Source organism: Streptomyces sp. NPDC008313, from assembly GCF_042956125.1.
In the GTDB taxonomy this organism is placed as follows: Bacteria; Actinomycetota; Actinomycetes; order Streptomycetales; family Streptomycetaceae; genus Streptomyces.
Genome location: NZ_JBIBFR010000001.1, coordinates 242,156 through 258,148 on the forward strand (window position 1 = coordinate 242,156; position 15,993 = coordinate 258,148).

Below are 15,993 nucleotides of genomic sequence, written 5' to 3' on the forward strand. Positions count from 1 at the left end.
TCGCGTGCGGGACGGTCCCGGCGGGCCGTCCCGCACGCGACGGTGTCAGCCCACGCCGAGCAGGATGCCCAGCAGCACCGCTCCCGCGAGCGCCGGCGCCAGGATCTCGTACGCCCAGCGCACGCTCGGCTCGCCCTGCGAGCGTGCCGCCGGACCGCGGGTCTCGGCCAGCTCGCGCAGATCGCCCATGATCTGGTCGGTCTGGGCGCGCTCCGGCTCGGTCAGCACGGTGGAGGTGTCGCCGCCGCGGGCGCTGCCGCGGGTCTGCCGCTTGGCGGCCTTCTTGCGGGCCCGCAGGGAGACGGGCACGGCCCACAGCTGGTACTTGGTGCCCGAGGTGTCGACGACCTCGTTCGAGTAGCCGGAGCGCAGCGAGGCGACCGAGGCCCAGGGCAGCACGATCACCCGCAGCGGGTTGCGCACGCGCAGCCGGTCGTCGTTCGCGAAGACGGCGGGGCGCAGCGTGAAGGCGCCCACGAGCGGGACGACGAGCAGGAGGGTGGCGAGCGCCAGCCAGGGGGTGCGGCCGGTGCCGGCGACCAGCGCGTCGATGCCGAGCCAGCCCGTGATGAAGAGCAGCAGGACACCGGCGGCGATGCCGGAGGGCGACCGGTAGACCCGGTCCCGGGTCACGGGTTCCGCGGGCTCGGGCGCGGGCGACTGGTGGTCGGGGGACGTCATGCCCCCGATTGTGCCCGACCTCCGCGGCGCCCCCGACGGGCCCCGGCGTCTCGTGCCCGGCCCGTGACGCACCGGCCCGACGGGAGCACGCGGCGGCGGCCGTGTCCGCCCTCGGCTCGACTGTGCGGCGGTGGCCGCCTCTGCCCCGCCGCCCGTGTCCCCCGCGCGGAGACGCCCGTCACCCCGGCGCATCGGGGCGGCGGCGTGGGCTGTACAGCCGCTACGCGCGTAGATATGCTCGTCTCGTGAGCATGCCCACTACCGCACCCACGCCCGGCGCCGACGGCGCGGGCAGCCGTACACACGCACTCGGGGACGTGACCGCGTCCGACAGCACGCTGCGCCGCTTCCTGCACGGGCTGCCCGGCGTCGACGCGGTCGGCCTGGAGGCGCGGGCCTCCGCGCTCGGCACGCGTTCCATCAAGACGACCGCGAAGGCGTACGCCATCGACCTCGCCATCTCGATGGTCGACCTGACGACGCTGGAAGGCGCGGACACCCCGGGCAAGGTCCGGGCGCTCGGCGCGAAGGCCGTCCGCCCCGACCCGACCGACCGCACCGCGCCGTCCACCGCGGCCGTCTGCGTCTACCCGGACATGGTGGCCACCGCGAAGGAGGCCGTCGCCGGTTCCGGTGTGAAGGTCGCCTCCGTCGCGACCGCCTTCCCGGCCGGGCGTGCCGCGCTCGACGTGAAGCTGGCCGACGTCCGGGACGCGGTCGCCGCCGGCGCCGACGAGATCGACATGGTCATCGACCGCGGGGCGTTCCTCTCGGGCCGGTACATGAAGGTGTACGACGAGATCGTCGCCGTGCGGGAGGCCTCGGGCGCCGCGCGCCTGAAGGTGATCTTCGAGACCGGTGAGCTGTCGACGTACGACAACATCCGGCGGGCCTCCTGGCTCGGGATGCTGGCCGGGGCCGACTTCATCAAGACGTCCACCGGCAAGGTCGCCGTCAACGCGACGCCCGCGAACACCCTGCTCATGCTGGAGGCGGTCCGCGACTTCCGCGCGCAGACCGGGGTACAGGTCGGGGTGAAGCCGGCGGGCGGCATCCGCACCAGCAAGGACGCGATCAAGTTCCTCGTGCTGGTCAACGAGACCGCGGGCGAGGACTGGCTGGACAACCACTGGTTCCGCTTCGGCGCGTCCTCCCTCCTGAACGACCTGCTGATGCAGCGGCAGAAGCTGGCCACCGGCCGCTACTCCGGCCCCGACTACGTGACGGTGGACTGATCACCATGCCCAACCCCTTCGAGTACGCTCCGGCGCCCGAGTCCCGCTCCGTCGTCGACATCGCGCCCTCGTACGGCCTGTTCATCGACGGCGAGTTCACCGAGGCCGCCGACGGCAAGGTCTTCAAGACGGTCAGCCCGTCCACCGAGGAGGTGCTGTCCGAGGTCGCCCGGGCGGGCGCCGAGGACGTCGACCGCGCGGTGAAGGCGGCGCGGCGGGCCTTCGAGAAGTGGTCGGCGCTGCCCGGCTCCGAGCGCGCCAAGTACCTGTTCCGGATCGCCCGGATCATCCAGGAGCGCAGCCGCGAGCTGGCCGTCCTGGAGACGCTGGACAACGGCAAGCCGATCCGGGAGACCCGCGACGCGGACCTTCCGCTGGTCGCCGCGCACTTCTTCTACTACGCGGGCTGGGCCGACAAGCTCGGCCACGCCGGGTTCGGGACGGACCCGCGTCCGCTGGGCGTCGCCGGCCAGGTCATCCCGTGGAACTTCCCGCTGCTGATGCTGGCGTGGAAGATCGCCCCGGCCCTCGCGACCGGTAACACGGTCGTGCTGAAGCCCGCCGAGACGACCCCGCTGTCGGCGCTGTTCTTCGCGGACATCTGCCGCCAGGCGGGCCTGCCGAAGGGCGTCGTCAACATCCTCCCCGGGTACGGGGAGGCGGGCGCGGCGCTCGTCGAGCACCCGGACGTGAACAAGGTCGCCTTCACCGGCTCGACCGCGGTCGGCAAGGCCATCGCCCGCCAGGTCGCCGGGACGCGCAAGAAGGTCACGCTCGAACTGGGCGGCAAGGGCGCCAACATCGTCTTCGACGACGCCCCGGTCGACCAGGCCGTCGAGGGCATCGTCAGCGGCATCTTCTTCAACCAGGGCCAGGTCTGCTGCGCCGGTTCCCGGCTGCTGGTCCAGGAGTCGATCCACGACGAGCTGCTCGACTCCCTGAAGCGCCGGCTAACCACCCTCCGCCTGGGCGACCCGCTGGACAAGAACACGGACATCGGCGCGATCAACTCCGCCGAGCAGCTGGCCCGTATCACCGCGCTCACCGACCAGGGTGAGGCGGAGGGCGCGGAGCGCTGGTCCCCGGCCTGCGAGCTGCCCTCCGCGGGCTACTGGTTCGCACCGACGCTGTTCACGAACGTCACCCAGGCGCACACGATCGCCCGCGACGAGATCTTCGGCCCGGTGCTGTCCGTCCTCACGTTCCGCACCCCCGACGAGGCCGTCGCGAAGGCCAACAACTCCGCGTACGGGCTGTCGGCGGGCATCTGGACCGAGAAGGGCTCCCGCATCCTGGCGGTGGCGAACAAGCTCCGCGCGGGTGTCGTGTGGTCCAACACGTTCAACAAGTTCGACCCGACGTCGCCCTTCGGCGGCTACAAGGAGTCGGGCTTCGGCCGCGAGGGCGGCCGTCACGGCCTGGAGGCATACCTCGATGTCTGACCGCCTGTCTGTCTTCAAGACCTACAAGCTGTACGTGGGCGGGAAGTTCCCGCGTTCCGAGAGCGGCCGGGTGTACGAGGTGACTGACGCAAAGGGCAGGTGGCTGGCCAACGCGCCGCAGTCCTCCCGCAAGGACGCCCGCGACGCCGTGGTCGCCGCGCGCAAGGCGTTCGGCGGCTGGTCGGGGGCGACCGCGTACAACCGCGGGCAGGTCCTCTACCGCGTCGCCGAGATGCTGGAGGGCAGGCGCGAGCAGTTCGTCCGCGAGGTCGCGGACGCCGAGGGCCTGTCGAAGTCCAAGGCCGCGGCCGTCGTGGACGCCGCGATCGACCGCTGGGTCTGGTACGCGGGCTGGACCGACAAGATCGCCCAGGTGACCGGCGGCTCCAACCCGGTGGCGGGCCCGTACTTCAACCTGTCCGCGCCGGAGCCGACGGGCGTGGTCGTGGTCCTGGCGCCGCAGGAGTCGTCGTTCCTGGGCCTCGTCTCCGTGACCGCCCCGGTGATCGCCACCGGCAACACGGCGGTCGTGATCGCCGCCGAGAGGTCCCCGCTCCCGGCGCTGTCGCTGGGCGAGGTGCTGGCCACCTCCGACGTGCCCGGCGGCGTGGTCAACATCCTGTCCGGCCGTACGGCGGAGATCGCGGCCCCGCTCGCCGCGCACCAGGACGTCAACGCGATCGACCTCGCGGGCGCCGACGAGGCGCTGGCGAAGGAGCTGGAGATCGCGGCGGCGGACAACCTGAAGCGGGTCCTGCGTGCACAGCCTGTGGACGACTGGTCGGCCACACCTGGCACCGAGCGCCTGACGGCCTTCCTGGAGACCAAGACGGTCTGGCACCCGACCGGCGCCCTGGGCGCGTCGGGCTCGTCGTACTGACATCGGGAGCCTGGGGGGTGGGCACGGGGACACCCGGTACCCACCCCCCGGACCTGCCACTCCCCCTCCTGCCACTCCCTCCTCCCACTCCACCCGCCGGGCGCACAGGAACGGCTCAGTGGGCGTCCGCCCCCGCACAGCTGCCGGGCGGCGCATCTCGCTGTTGCTGAGCGACGGGTGAGGCGGCCTGGGCTGCCGGTCGCCGGACAGAGGTGCCGCCCCGCCCGGACTGGAGCGACTGAGGCCGGTTACCGGAGGGCGGTCGGCGGATCCTGCCGCAGCAGAGGAGTGCGCAGCGCCGTGTGTCGTCTCGATCAAATGAGGTGATGCTGCCAGCGGAGCGCGGGGTGGTCGTCGATCCAGTAGGTGTGGGTCTCCTGCGTGACGTGGAGCTGCACCGCGGTGATGTCGGGTCTGCCCGCGTCCTGCCAGGCGGTGAGGGTCTGCTCCATCGCGTCCCATAGGGCAACGGGGCCGCCCTGGCGGACCGTCCACGTGCCATCGTTCTCCGTGAACGAGGCGAAGGATTCACGGTCCGGGTCGAAGAGGTAGAGCCGCCGGGTGCCGTCCATCGATGTGACGCGAGTGAAGCGCGCCCCCGGGGCGGCGAGCTGGGCGAGGAACGCCGGCATCCACTCTTCGAGTCGTAGGGGGGACACCTCGGACTCGCGCTCGCTGTCGGCGTAGGCGGTGCGAGCCGACAGGTCACCGGCGATCGGCGCCTCCGCCTGGGAGCGGGCCTGCATGAAGGAACTGCGGCCGATGATCCTGCCCATGGCGGTGCCGTCCTCGGCGACCGTGACTTTCGCCAGTCCGGTGCCGTAATGCCAGGAGCCCCCGACCGTCGCGAGGATGATGCCGCCGGGCTTTGTCTGCCTGATCCACGTGTAGGGGATGCGCCGCACCGCGCACGTGGCAACGACTCGGTCGTACGGTGCGCGGCGGGGGTGGCCGAGGAGCCCGTCGCCGGTGACGGTCCATGTCGAGTACCCGGCTGCCTCCAGGGCGGCGTCCGCGCGGGCCGAGACGTCCGGGTCCACCTCGACCGTGGTGACGTTGTCCTCCCCGAGGCGGAAGCACATCAGAGCAGCGGAGTAGCCGGTCCCCGTACCGATCTCCATCACGTGGTGCCCGTCCGCCACTTCCAGCTTCTCCAACATGTCCACGACGGTGACCGGAGTGGTGGACGAGGAGGTCGGAGAGCCGGTCACAAGTCCGCCGGCCTGGTCGGCTGTGAGGTGGCCGTCGAGCTGGGTAGTCAGGGACTCGTCGCGGTAGGCGATCCGAGCCCAGTCTGCCGGGTCGGTTCCTGCCGTGGTGACCGGGCGCCACCCGCCGCCGTCAGCGGGCAGGAACACGCCAGGGTGCAGGAACAGCTCGCGCGGTACGGCTTCCACTGCCGCCCGCCAGGGGTGGCTGGACAGGACGCCCAGCTGTGTGAGGCGGCCTGCTAAAGCCTGCCGTTGAGGAGCGGTGTCGGTCATGGGACAACTCCTTGCGTCAGCAGTTCGGCGAATGCGGCAGCCATCGCAAGGCCGGTGGATTCCTCCAGCCATCCCCACTGTCCGTTCGGGTTCAGCTCCAGCCACCAGAGGTCGCCTGCCTTGTCCACCGCGAAGTCGAAACTCCCCGAGACCAGACCGAAGTGATCGAGGTACGCGAGGAGTGCACTCGCCACGCGGTCGGGCAGGTCCGCCACGCGGTAAGTCAGGGCCGAGTAGTCCTTGCGCCAGTCCAGCATCCCGGAATCGATCCGTACGGCGAACACCTCTCGGCCGACCACCAGGACGCGCAGGTCTGCTGCCTTGTCCACGACGGCCTGGAACAGGTGCGGCACGTGGGACACGCTCTCGTCGATCTCGGCCGCGGTGACCGGGTCGGCCCAGCCAGTCACAGGCACACCGTCGCGCTGGTAGGGCGTCCACCGGAGCGTCTTGAAGATGACCTGATCATGGCTCTTGATGAAAGCTCGCGCTTCGCTCGGGTCATTCGTGACCAGGGTCGGTGGCACGGTCAACCCGAAGCGCTGGGCGACGGCAAGCTGGTTCGGCTTGTGGTCCGCCGGGTTCGTACTCCGCGTCACCCGAGAGAGCGCAAGCCGCACGCAGGTCGGCATGGCCGAAGCGACGGGGGTTGATCTCGCCACCTGGCAGGGCTGGGAGACCGGACGACGGCCACTCGCCCATGTGAAGGCCGGCGCTCTCCTAAGCCTGCGGCGCAGGTTACTCGCGCTGGGGGCAGCCCCCAGCGTTCTCCACCTTCTCGACCCGGCGATGGACGCGGACCGTGTCCTCGCCGCGACGATTCACCCGGAGGCCAACACCCGCCACCCGCTGGCGGACTGGGTGCATACCCGCGACACGGCCCACATGATCGAGTGGGCATTGAACGGCACCACTCCTCCGCCTCTCGCCCGCAGAGTGGTACCGGGACGTCGTGGCCCGGTCGCCAAGGCCCCGCTCCTGTCCGCCCCTGACCGCTGTGTGTTCTTCTCCCACCTCCGGGCCCATGCCGAGTCCGCCTTGCGCGCCGGAGACGACGGATTGTTGCTTCAAAGACAGGCGCTCTACCTGTGCTCCTACGACCGGTCCTCCGAGGCCACGTCGTGGATGAGTCACGCCCTCCACATCCGTCACGACCTGATCGCCGCGCAGGGCTGGACGCCTCACTGGGCGACGGCGCGGTCAACGGCGGTCGCACTCGCACGGGTTGGGAACCACCGTCCGCTGCTGGACTTCATCGACCGAGGTCTGGCGGGCGACGACGTCGCCGAAACCGCGAACCTCAACTACTGGGCCTACTGGCTGGGGGCCATGCGTGAACCACAGCCGGACGACGGCTTCATGCTGCACGGGCCGACCAGCTGGGAGCCCGTGCAGCTCCTGCGCGGACTCGCCGCCGGTCTCTGTCAAGCTCCGGCGTACATGGACCTGTACGTCCACTCGCTCTGGGCCTTGCTGACCATCAACCGATGGCTTCCCCTGGCAGACCCTGCCCTGACGGACAGGTTGGACGCACACACCATCCGTCTTCTTGATCACGGCGAGATCTCCCCGCGAGCGAGGCGGGAACTCAGTGCGGTGCATTACGTTCTACGCGAGACCCGCGCATGACACATCGGAGGACGCATTTCATGGCGGACACGGAGCAGGGGCAGGGGCAGGCAAAGGGCACCACGGGCTTCCTGCTGGAGATGGGGATGCTCAAGCGCGCGAAGCGGACAGGTTGGTGGATCGCCGGGGTGAAAGACCCCGAGACGATCGCCGAACACTCGTTCCGCGTGGCACTCATCGGCTCCGTACTCGCCATGATGGAGGGTGCCGACCCAGCGAGGACGGCCCTTCTCGGGCTCTGGCACGACACCCAGGAGACCCGCGTCAGCGACATCCCGCACATCGGCCGCCGCTACCTCGAAGCCGCTGACAACGAGAAGGTCACCGCGGACCAGGTGTCCGCCGCCCACCCTGCCGTGAAGGCCGGCGCTCAGCAGATCGTCGAGGAATACGAGAACGGCGACTCTCCCGAAGTGATCTGCGCACACGACGCGGACAAACTCGAATGCCTTCTCCAAGCCGTCGAGTACCGCGAACAGGGCTGCTCGAACGTCCAGCCCTGGATCGACAGCAGCCTCGCCCAGCTCAAGACCGCCTCCGCCCAGTCCCTCGCCGACGCCGCGCTCACCATGACCTCGATCGAGTGGCAACAGACATACCTCCACTGAGTTCGACCGCAGGCGACGGGCAGATGATCCGGCCGGGCTCGGAGTCTTCAGTGGCGGGAAATCCGTGACGGTCCCTGAAGGCGCCCGCGGTCAGCGGCCAGGGCGCGCGACCGGGTGTGCGGTCTCGGTGTGCGCGGCGGACTGTAGAGACCGGCCGACGACACCGTCCCGGTGATGCGACTGACCGCGGACCATATGGTCGAGCTCCGCCATGCACGGACCGCAGGCGTACACATCGCCCGTCGCGCCGGGCGTGGTGACGGTGCCGACCCACAGCACGGCGACGCCCTGACGGCGGCAGTACAGCCAACACGTGCCCTCTACCCACGCGTTGCCGTCGCCGACCCGCGCGGCCAGGGGCCACCCGTCCCGCCACGGGTGCTCGACGGACGGGGCGAACATCATCAGAGGACCTCTCCCCTGCTGCGGGCGTTGGCCCTGGCGACCCGGGCCCACATCAGTTCCTCAGCACGCTCGCGTACGTGCGGCGGCCGCACGTCGGAGGGCAGCGCCGTCCACTCGGTGCCGCCACCCTCCGGGCGCAACCACACGAGCCCGTCCTGGTGGTCCATGACGATCCCGCGCTTCTGCTGCCGTACGTCAAGGGCGAGTTCACCGACCGGGAGCCGGGTCGCCTCCAGTTCGGAGCGGGTGGGGCGGGGCTCGGTGCCGGTCGTCCGACGTCCGCGGGAGGGCACGGACGCAGCCTCCTGGTGCTTTTCACTGTTCACACCTTCAGCGTCGCCGTGAGCGGCGAAGGCCGGCCAGGGGGACGGTGTTCCGAACCGGGTTGCGGAACGGCCCTCACCTGCACATTCTCACCGTTCGCGCCCACACTGTCACCAAACGCGACTATCGTTGGCGGGTGTCCCGTTCCCTCGGGGGACACGGAACGGACGCCGACACGGCACACGGCAAGGGAGCACCGACCGCCATGACCCAGCCCGCCCGGGACCTCGAACCCGCCAGCTCCGCCCGCGACCTGTACGGCGTCGAGCTGCGCCGCCAACGCCGGCTCGCCGACCTGTCGCTGGACCGCCTGTCGGACATCGTCAACTACAGCAAGACGCACCTGCACGGAGTGGAGACGGGGGAACGGCTTCCACTGCCCCCGATCTCGGAGAAGCTGGACGCGGCGTTCGGCACGGGGGCGCTGTTCCAGGGGCTGTGGGGCGCGGTCAAGCGGGAGTACACGCCGAGGCGGTTCGATCACTGCCTGGAGCTGGAGGCGCGGGCGGTGCGGATTCAGGAGTTCGGCGCGAGTCTCGTCCCCGGCCTCCTGCAGACGAAGGCATACATGCGGGAACTGTTCACCGAGGCCGAGCCTGGAAGGAGCCCTCGGGAGATCGACAGCCTGGTGGCAGTCCGCCTGGGCCGCCAAGAGGTCCTGCGCCGTACCTGCCCACCAGGCTTGTGGTGGGTCCTCGGTGAAGCAACCTTGCGGCAGGCAGTGGGCGGACCGACGGTGATGCGCGAGCAACTCGCGTCACTTCTACCCCTGGTGTACACACGTCACACGACGATTCAGGTCGTCCCGTTCGCGGCGGGCGCGTGCACCTTGATGAACGGCACACTCATCTTGCTCACCCTCCCGGACCACTCCACCACCGTGTACTTGGAGGGTCCCAGGAACGGCGAGATCTTCGACGACCACGAGACCGTCAGGCAGCGCGTGCGAGAGTACGATCTGATGAAGGCCCGCGCTCTCCCGCCACAGGAGTCCGCAAAGTTGATCGAAGCGACGATGGAGACGTACGAGTCATGCGAGTCACCCCGGACCTGAGTACTGCCCGCTGGCGCAAGTCCTCCTACAGCGGGGGCCAGCAGGGGGATGCCTGCATCGAGGTCTGCGACGACTTTCCCGGCGCCGTCCCCGTCCGCGACAGCAAGAACACCGCCGGTCCCGTCCTGATGTTGAACCGGGCGACCTGGCAGCCGTTCGTCGACGGGGTCAAGCACGGCTCACTGTAGGACGACCAAAACCGGCTTCCGGGGCATCCGGACCGGATCCAGGAGGCAGGTAGCGATCCGGCCGGTCACTGCTACAGCCTCAGATCCTTATGGTGTGATCGGTCGCGGACGAGTGGTGGTCGCAAGGCACGGAGAAGGGCGGGTCGCCGCGCCGGTGGCCATGGTGAACTGGTCACGATGGCGTAGCCCGGACTAGGCTCGCGCTCGACGTTGTCACTGCACGCGGCGCGGCCCCACCTTCGCGGCATGGGCTGGCAGAACTCACCCCATGTCCACCCCGCCGTTAGCTAACGGCGGTGGCCAGCGTGTGGAGGTTGACCAGGTCGTCGTTTGGTGACAGTGGTGCTGCCTGCCTTCACGTCGAAGGCCCGCACAGCGCCTTCGAGAAGGACGTCCGACTCTTCATCGTTGAGAGCGGTGATGTCCTCGGGAAGGGAGAACTCTTCCATGTGGCCGGGCCCCAAGTGATCGATCTTGGAGTCGCTCGACCCAGAACCAGCAGCGCTTGGTATCACAGCACAGCCATCCCCATGCCCACATCACCGCGGCCAAGACGTGCCGCTGCCAGCAACGATGTACACGTCGCAGGAACTGGATAATCGGATCTTACTGTTCCGTTCGTGAAGGTCTCACCTCGCTCGTGTACTTACTGGCCGGTCCGAGCAGTTACATGACAAGATCACTCCCAGAAGTGCTCGAACTTACATTCGAAATAGGGAGGGTTCTGATGACACCTCTGAAGTTCCGTATGGCTGGAGCAGTTGCTACGGCCATGCTGTGTGCGGCCGGATTAGCGACCGACGCCAGCGCTACGGATGCGCCCGATGTTCTGCAGCAGCAGATCAACGAGGTGCTTAGCAACACCGAGGGAGGTGTCCAGATCAGCAGATACGAGATCGCTTGGAACGAAGGCGAGGCCATCATGGCCTTTCCGCTGCCGGGGGAGACTTATGCTCCGCCCAGCAGCGCCGCGGCGGTGAAGCTCGAAGCCAAGATCGCAGGACTGTCCTCGGCCAAGACCGCTGACGCGGTCGCCGCAGCAGAGAAGGAGCCCACTGGTGTCCCTGCGGCCGAGAGCGTTCCGTCCGACGAAGCCGAACCGGCTGGAGTAGTCGCAACGGCCAGCGCGGACTGCCCCACCGAGACGTTCGGCAACGACTGGTACTGCTTCTACCAGTACAAGAGCTACGCCGGCAGGCGGCTGTCATGGAACGCCACACACCACGACTACATGTACTTCTCCGCGTACAACTTCGTGAACCGCACGTCTTCCTGGTCGAACAAGGGCGGAAAGACCATCTACGTCGCTGGTCGGACGGAGTCCGGGGATGACGGCTCCTGCAACCAGTACTCCCACAACGGCTGGACCGAGCAGGCCCACAGCTCCTCTTCCGCCCTGTCCTCGTCGCTGGACAACACCGCAGACTGCTTCTGGACCTCCTAAGCTCGGGAACTGAGCTAAACGGGGCGAGAGATGACCTCTCTCGCCCCGTCCGGCGTTTGTTCATGAGCCGCCGACAGGAAGAAGGGCAGGCGCAAAATGCACGAAAACGACCGAGATGTAGCTGCCGATGTTGTCGAGACGCCGCTGGACCAGCTACTGGAAGCTGTAGCTAACCGGCTCGAAGAACAAACTTCAGAGATGCTTGGTTCCCTGCGCCAGCAGGCTGCACGCCTGCGGGAAGAAACCTCTGCCTCGGTCAACGCACTGCGCGAACAGGCTGCCCGGTTGAGGGAGGAGCAAGACTTTCAGGACCTCCCCAGAGACAACGGGGGTCGATAGCAGTCAAACACTCGCCTCACCAGCAGCGATCGTTGCCGACAACGTCACGTGGGGCGCCCGCGTGGGCTCTACAGCCCAGTGCGCTGCCGAAGCCGTCGCACGCTGCGGATCCAGGCGCTAGCACCACCCGGATCTACGGACATCGTGCATGGGCGTGGCACGTCCTCGACAAGTTTGTTCTCAGACACCTGTAAGGATCGGCGGGTGCTGAACACATACACAGCTGGAGGGGATGTGAACACAGGACATGAGCAAGTCTTCACCGCGCTTTATCACGAGCATCATCCGGCTGTGGAAGCCTACGTTCGCCGACGCCTGACTTCCGGACAGGACATCGATGACGTAGTCGCCGAGACCTTCCTGACCGCATGGCGTCGACTGGACGAAGTGCCACATAGCGCGGTTTTGCCATGGCTGTACGCCACGGCCCGCCGGATTCTGGCGAACACGTACCGCGCCGAACAACGCCGCCAAGCGCTGGCGGAGACCATCGCATGGCAGCGGCACAGCCACCAGGGTGACCCAGCTGACGATGTCGCAGGGGCCCAGGCGGTGGCTGTAGCCTTCGACTCGCTCAGCGGAACCGACAGAGAGATCCTGCGTCTCGCTCTGTGGGAAGAGCTGCCAGCCCGGCACGCAGCCAGAGTGATTGGGTGCACGACAGCAACATTTCATGTACGACTCCACCGCGCTCGCAGACGGCTGCGCCAACAACTCGAGCGCGTTCCCTCCAGCCCGGTCAAGACGGTCTCGTCGATCCTTGGAGGAGCAGATGCATGACATCTATAAAGCCTTGCGTGCCCTGAATCCGGTACACGTCGGCGCGCCGGCGCAACGCGAGCGCCTTGAGACCATCCTTGCCACACAGGGGCCCGTCACGCCTCGTCCGCGGCCTCGCCCGCAGATGCGTTGGGCGATCGCAGCAGTGGCTGCCGCGACTGCTGCAGCAGTGGTGTACACCGTCGTCGACCCGTTCGGAACGGCGACGCAACCCGCCCTGGCGTTGACCCCACCCCCCCTCGCCTACCACCCCGATAGCCAGCCTGCCTCGCGAGTACTCGAAGCAATCGCGGACCGAGTCGAGAAGCTGCCGGACGAGCGACCGTCACCGTGGAAGACCGAGCACTTCGTTTGGGACTCCTGGTCCTTGTCGACACGCATCGACGGCGTCCAGGTCACTTCCGCCGTTATTCCCGAACACCGGGAAACGTGGCAAAAGCCCGACGAATCCACTCGTTGGAAGGCTCGGACGCTGGCACCCGTGTTCCAGAACGAAACGCAGCGTGATGCGTGGGAAGAGACTGGTGCAGTCGGACGAACGCCCCAGCAATTCACGGGATCCAGCGGGCCGACCTCCCAGCGATCTGCCACCGAACCACCCACGACAGTCGATGGGATGAGGGAGTGGCTGGCCGATGGACGAACCAGGCTTACGGCGGGACTTCTATACGAGGTTGTGCCTGAACGGGCTCAGGAGCACGTCTTCTCACCGGGCCAGCGAGCCGCACTGCTGAGGGTCCTTGCAGAAGCCCAAGGCGTGGAGTACGAAGGGGCGGTCACGGACCGCGCTGACCGCGCTGGTGAAGCGTTCTCTCTGTCAGAACAGTCCGGGGGCCTGCCCAGCAAGCGCACGTTGATCTTCGATCCTCAGACGGGGACACTTCTTGCGGACGAGGAGCAGATTCTCGACGATCCTGGCGCGCTCAACGTCAAGCCCAACTCCGTTACCGGATACATGACCTTCCTGACCGCCGAACGCCTCTCGTAGGCGATCAGTGCGCCGAGGGCGACGGAGTACAGCCGGCACAGTGGCGCGGACTGGGTGGGGGCTCCGAGATTCCGTTCGACGACGCTGTCATCGGCAACAGTGAGCAGGAAGGCCGTACGCAGACAACACAGCAGGCGAGGCGCCCGTCGGCACCGCTGATGCCGACGGCAGTCTCGAGAACGAGATGGCGGGCCGCACGTCCGACGCGTTGGTCGACGCGCTCGTGGCAGCCCAACCCGCCGAGCCCACCGCGCGTTCGGCCCGGAGCGCTGTTCCGGCCGCTTGCGGTTGACAGTGGCGATGCCGTACGAGGCCGGCGGGTGTGTCAATTTAACGGCTGATCTTGGTTGTTGAGGTTCAGTTGTTGGCCGGGGTGAGCCGACCCTCGAAGGCGATCTGGAACGCGTTGAGGGGTGCCTTCCAGCGCATGGTCCACCGCTTGCGGCCCTTGCCGGTCGGGTCGAGACTCATCAGCGCCATGTAGATGCACTTGAGGGCGGCGGCCTCGTTGGGGAAGTGCCCACGAGCGCGGACGGCCTTGCGTATGCGGGCGTTCACGGACTCAATCGCGTTGGTCGAGCAGATGACCTTGCGGATCTCGACGTCGAAGGAGAGGAAGGGCACGAACTCGGCCCAGGCGTTCTCCCACAGCTTGATGATCGCCGGATACTTCCGGCCCCAGGCTTCCTGGAACTCCAGGAACCGTTCGGTCGCCGCGTCCTCGCTGGGGGCGGTGTAGACGGGCTTGAGGGCCTTGGCGACCTTGTCCCAGTCCTGGCGCGCCGCGTAACGGAAGCTGTTGCGCAGGAGGTGAACCACGCAGGTCTGAACAATTGTGCGAGGCCAGACGGTTTCCACCGCCTCGGGCAGGCCCTTGAGTCCGTCGCAGACGAGCATGAGCACGTCGTCCAGGCCGCGGTTCTTCAGCTCGGTGAACACGTGCAGCCAGTACTTGGCGCCCTCGCCGCCGTCGCCGGCCCAGATGCCGAGGATGTCGCGGGTACCCTCGGCCGTGACAGCCATGACGACGTAGACAGGACGGTTCGCAACCTGCCCGTCCCTGATCTTGACGTTGATGGCGTCCACGAACAGGACGGGATAGACGCGATCGAGCGGCCGGTTCTGCCACTCGGTCATCCCCTCCATCACCTTGTCGGTGATCGTGGAGATGGTCTGCTTGGACACCTCGGCGCCACAGACCTCGGCCAGATGCGCGGAGATCTCTCCGTGCGTGAGGCCCTTCGCGGACAGCGACAGCACCATCTCATCCACGCCAGACAGCCGGCGCTGCCGCTTCTTGACGATCTGCGGCTCGAAGGTGCCGGCCACGTCCCGGGGCACCTTGACCTCAACCGGGCCGACGTCGGTCAGCACGGTCTTCGCGCGGGTGCCGTTGCGGCTGTTGCCGTTGTTCTTCCCGGCCGGATCGTGCTTCTCGTAGCCGAGGTGATCGGTGATCTCGCCCTCCAGGGCCGACTCCAGGACCCGCTTGGTCAGCTGCTGCAGCAGTCCACCCTCGCCGGTCAACTGCAGGCCCTCACTCCGGGCCCGGTCAACCAGCATCGCGACGAGCTGTTCATCCGACGCGGCCGGCGGCACCACACCGCCAGCCGACTCCTCGGCGGACTCGTGCTCGATCGTCGTCTCACTCACTTGGCGTCTCTCCTTGATCAGCAGATCCGCCGTTGATTAGACACTCCCACTGCCCTCCCTCCCTTCGACGAGCCTCCACCCGGCGTTCGTTGATCCTGGCCAGGGAAGGCCAAGGCGTAATCACGCCGCTGATCGCGCTGGGACTGGTCGGCGGAAGCCTCAACGTGCTGCTTCCTGCCACCGCAGCCCAGCACGGGCACATCACGTCGGCCGGCTACCTCTTCGCCCTCTTCTCCGTGGGCGGCGTCATCGGCGGACTCACCTACGGAAGGATCCGCTGGTCCAAGCCGCTGCGGCTGCGCTACACCGCCGCAGGCGGCGTACTGGCGGCCGCGACCTGCCTCCTCGCGCCAGCCCTGGGCACTCCTGCCGCACTGCTGGCGATACTCCTCGTCGGCCTCCCCCTCACACCCATGTTTGTGATCGGATGCCTGCTCGTGGACGAACGCCTCTCCCACCGGCAGACCGAAGCCAACGCCTGGCTCGGCTCTGGGTATTGCATCGGCTCGGCGACCGGAGCAGCCGCCTGCGGGTGGCTTCTCACACAGACAACGCCGCGCCCGATCACCCTCGGACTCGCACTCGTTGCCGCCCTCGCAGCCGTCTGCGCCCTCCGACTCACACCCGAGCCCATACCGGAGAAGACCACAGCGGTACCGAGCACAGCCGTAACCGAATAGCCGTAAGCCCGTGGCCCTCTTCTCCCTCAGATCCGCGCCGGGGACTTCGCGATCCCGGCGCCGGTGAGGTACCGCTCGACCGCCGCGGCGTACGACGCGGGCGGGGCGGACAGGAGCACCGCCCAGCCGCGAGGCAAGGGCGGCAGGCCCCACCCTCTTGAGGAGACGCGCACCATCCG

Annotated in this window: 18 protein-coding genes and 1 pseudogene; 12 read left to right on the forward strand and 7 right to left on the reverse strand. The window is 68.0% G+C overall.

Going from position 1 to position 15,993, the window contains the following annotated elements:
* Positions 1 to 45: 45 nt before the first annotated feature.
* Positions 46 to 681: a PH domain-containing protein gene (locus tag ACFY93_RS01095; RefSeq protein ID WP_391352452.1), complete on the reverse strand. Its 636-nt coding sequence runs from the start codon at positions 679 to 681 to the stop codon at positions 46 to 48.
* Positions 682 to 932: 251 nt separating this feature from the next.
* On the opposite strand from ACFY93_RS01095, the gene deoC reads away from it, so the two are divergent.
* Genes deoC through ACFY93_RS01110 form a run of 3 tightly spaced genes read left to right on the forward strand, consistent with a single transcriptional unit; the run spans position 933 to position 4,238 of the window.
* Complete coding sequence (gene deoC / locus ACFY93_RS01100) at positions 933 to 1,916, forward strand: deoxyribose-phosphate aldolase (RefSeq protein WP_391352951.1); 984 nt, start codon at positions 933 to 935, stop codon at positions 1,914 to 1,916.
* A 5-nt stretch (positions 1,917 to 1,921) separates the two neighbouring features.
* Entirely contained in the window at positions 1,922 to 3,358 is a 1,437-nt protein-coding gene (locus tag ACFY93_RS01105; RefSeq protein ID WP_391352454.1) for an aldehyde dehydrogenase family protein, read from the forward strand.
* Entirely contained in the window at positions 3,351 to 4,238 is an 888-nt protein-coding gene (locus ACFY93_RS01110) for an aldehyde dehydrogenase family protein (protein ID WP_391352456.1), read from the forward strand. The genes ACFY93_RS01105 and ACFY93_RS01110 overlap by 8 nt, the downstream gene beginning before the upstream one ends.
* Before the next feature lie 314 nt (positions 4,239 to 4,552).
* Here the strand turns inward: ACFY93_RS01110 and tgmC are convergent, their stop codons facing one another.
* Together tgmC and ACFY93_RS01120 are read right to left on the reverse strand one after the other, a co-directional pair.
* A complete protein-coding gene (gene tgmC, locus ACFY93_RS01115; RefSeq protein WP_391352458.1) occupies positions 4,553 to 5,722 on the reverse strand; it encodes an ATP-grasp peptide maturase system methyltransferase in 1,170 nt (389 codons plus the stop codon).
* Positions 5,719 to 6,300, reverse strand: a pseudogene (locus ACFY93_RS01120) (ATP-grasp ribosomal peptide maturase); the annotation flags it as partial. The pseudogene ACFY93_RS01120 and the gene tgmC, both read right to left, overlap by 4 nt.
* 52 nt (positions 6,301 to 6,352) lie before the next feature.
* Between ACFY93_RS01120 and ACFY93_RS01125 the strand changes: the two are divergent.
* Both ACFY93_RS01125 and ACFY93_RS01130 read left to right on the forward strand, forming a co-directional pair.
* Positions 6,353 to 7,351 (forward strand): XRE family transcriptional regulator, encoded by a 999-nt coding sequence (locus ACFY93_RS01125; protein ID WP_391352460.1) that lies wholly within the window; start codon positions 6,353 to 6,355, stop codon positions 7,349 to 7,351.
* A gap of 20 nt (positions 7,352 to 7,371) precedes the next feature.
* A complete protein-coding gene (locus tag ACFY93_RS01130) occupies positions 7,372 to 7,959 on the forward strand; it encodes an HD domain-containing protein (protein WP_391352462.1) in 588 nt (195 codons plus the stop codon).
* A gap of 90 nt (positions 7,960 to 8,049) precedes the next feature.
* On the opposite strand, the gene ACFY93_RS01135 is transcribed toward ACFY93_RS01130, so the two are convergent.
* Entirely contained in the window at positions 8,050 to 8,364 is a 315-nt protein-coding gene (locus ACFY93_RS01135) for a hypothetical protein (protein WP_391352463.1), read from the reverse strand.
* A complete protein-coding gene (locus ACFY93_RS01140; protein WP_391352464.1) occupies positions 8,364 to 8,690 on the reverse strand; it encodes a hypothetical protein in 327 nt (108 codons plus the stop codon). The genes ACFY93_RS01135 and ACFY93_RS01140 overlap by 1 nt, the downstream gene beginning before the upstream one ends.
* Before the next feature lie 203 nt (positions 8,691 to 8,893).
* Here ACFY93_RS01140 and ACFY93_RS01145 point away from each other — a divergent pair, with 203 nt between their 5' ends.
* The 6 genes from ACFY93_RS01145 to ACFY93_RS01170 all read left to right on the forward strand — a co-directional run bounded on the left by ACFY93_RS01145 (position 8,894) and on the right by ACFY93_RS01170 (position 13,481).
* Complete coding sequence (locus tag ACFY93_RS01145) at positions 8,894 to 9,742, forward strand: Scr1 family TA system antitoxin-like transcriptional regulator (protein WP_391352465.1); 849 nt, start codon at positions 8,894 to 8,896, stop codon at positions 9,740 to 9,742.
* A complete protein-coding gene (locus ACFY93_RS01150) occupies positions 9,721 to 9,930 on the forward strand; it encodes a DUF397 domain-containing protein (RefSeq protein WP_391352467.1) in 210 nt (69 codons plus the stop codon). The genes ACFY93_RS01145 and ACFY93_RS01150 overlap by 22 nt, the downstream gene beginning before the upstream one ends.
* Before the next feature lie 727 nt (positions 9,931 to 10,657).
* Entirely contained in the window at positions 10,658 to 11,374 is a 717-nt protein-coding gene (locus ACFY93_RS01155) for a hypothetical protein (protein WP_391352469.1), read from the forward strand.
* Between the two features lie 96 nt (positions 11,375 to 11,470).
* A complete protein-coding gene (locus ACFY93_RS01160) occupies positions 11,471 to 11,713 on the forward strand; it encodes a hypothetical protein (RefSeq protein WP_391352471.1) in 243 nt (80 codons plus the stop codon).
* Between the two features lie 204 nt (positions 11,714 to 11,917).
* Entirely contained in the window at positions 11,918 to 12,493 is a 576-nt protein-coding gene (locus ACFY93_RS01165) for a sigma-70 family RNA polymerase sigma factor (RefSeq protein ID WP_391352473.1), read from the forward strand.
* Positions 12,486 to 13,481, forward strand: coding sequence for a CU044_5270 family protein (locus ACFY93_RS01170; RefSeq protein ID WP_391352474.1), 996 nt, complete (start codon positions 12,486 to 12,488; stop codon positions 13,479 to 13,481). The genes ACFY93_RS01165 and ACFY93_RS01170 overlap by 8 nt, the downstream gene beginning before the upstream one ends.
* A gap of 357 nt (positions 13,482 to 13,838) precedes the next feature.
* Here ACFY93_RS01170 and ACFY93_RS01175 read toward each other — a convergent pair whose 3' ends face one another.
* Entirely contained in the window at positions 13,839 to 15,044 is a 1,206-nt protein-coding gene (locus tag ACFY93_RS01175; protein WP_391352952.1) for an IS256 family transposase, read from the reverse strand.
* 179 nt (positions 15,045 to 15,223) lie between these two features.
* Here ACFY93_RS01175 and ACFY93_RS01180 point away from each other — a divergent pair, with 179 nt between their 5' ends.
* Positions 15,224 to 15,814 carry an MFS transporter gene (locus ACFY93_RS01180; RefSeq protein WP_391352475.1) on the forward strand — a complete coding sequence of 197 codons (591 nt, stop codon included), beginning with the start codon at positions 15,224 to 15,226 and terminating at the stop codon, positions 15,812 to 15,814.
* Positions 15,815 to 15,840: 26 nt separating this feature from the next.
* Here ACFY93_RS01180 and ACFY93_RS01185 read toward each other — a convergent pair whose 3' ends face one another.
* Positions 15,841 to 15,990, reverse strand: a complete 150-nt coding sequence (locus ACFY93_RS01185; protein ID WP_391352476.1) for a hypothetical protein — start codon at positions 15,988 to 15,990, stop codon at positions 15,841 to 15,843.
* Positions 15,991 to 15,993 lie beyond the last annotated feature (3 nt).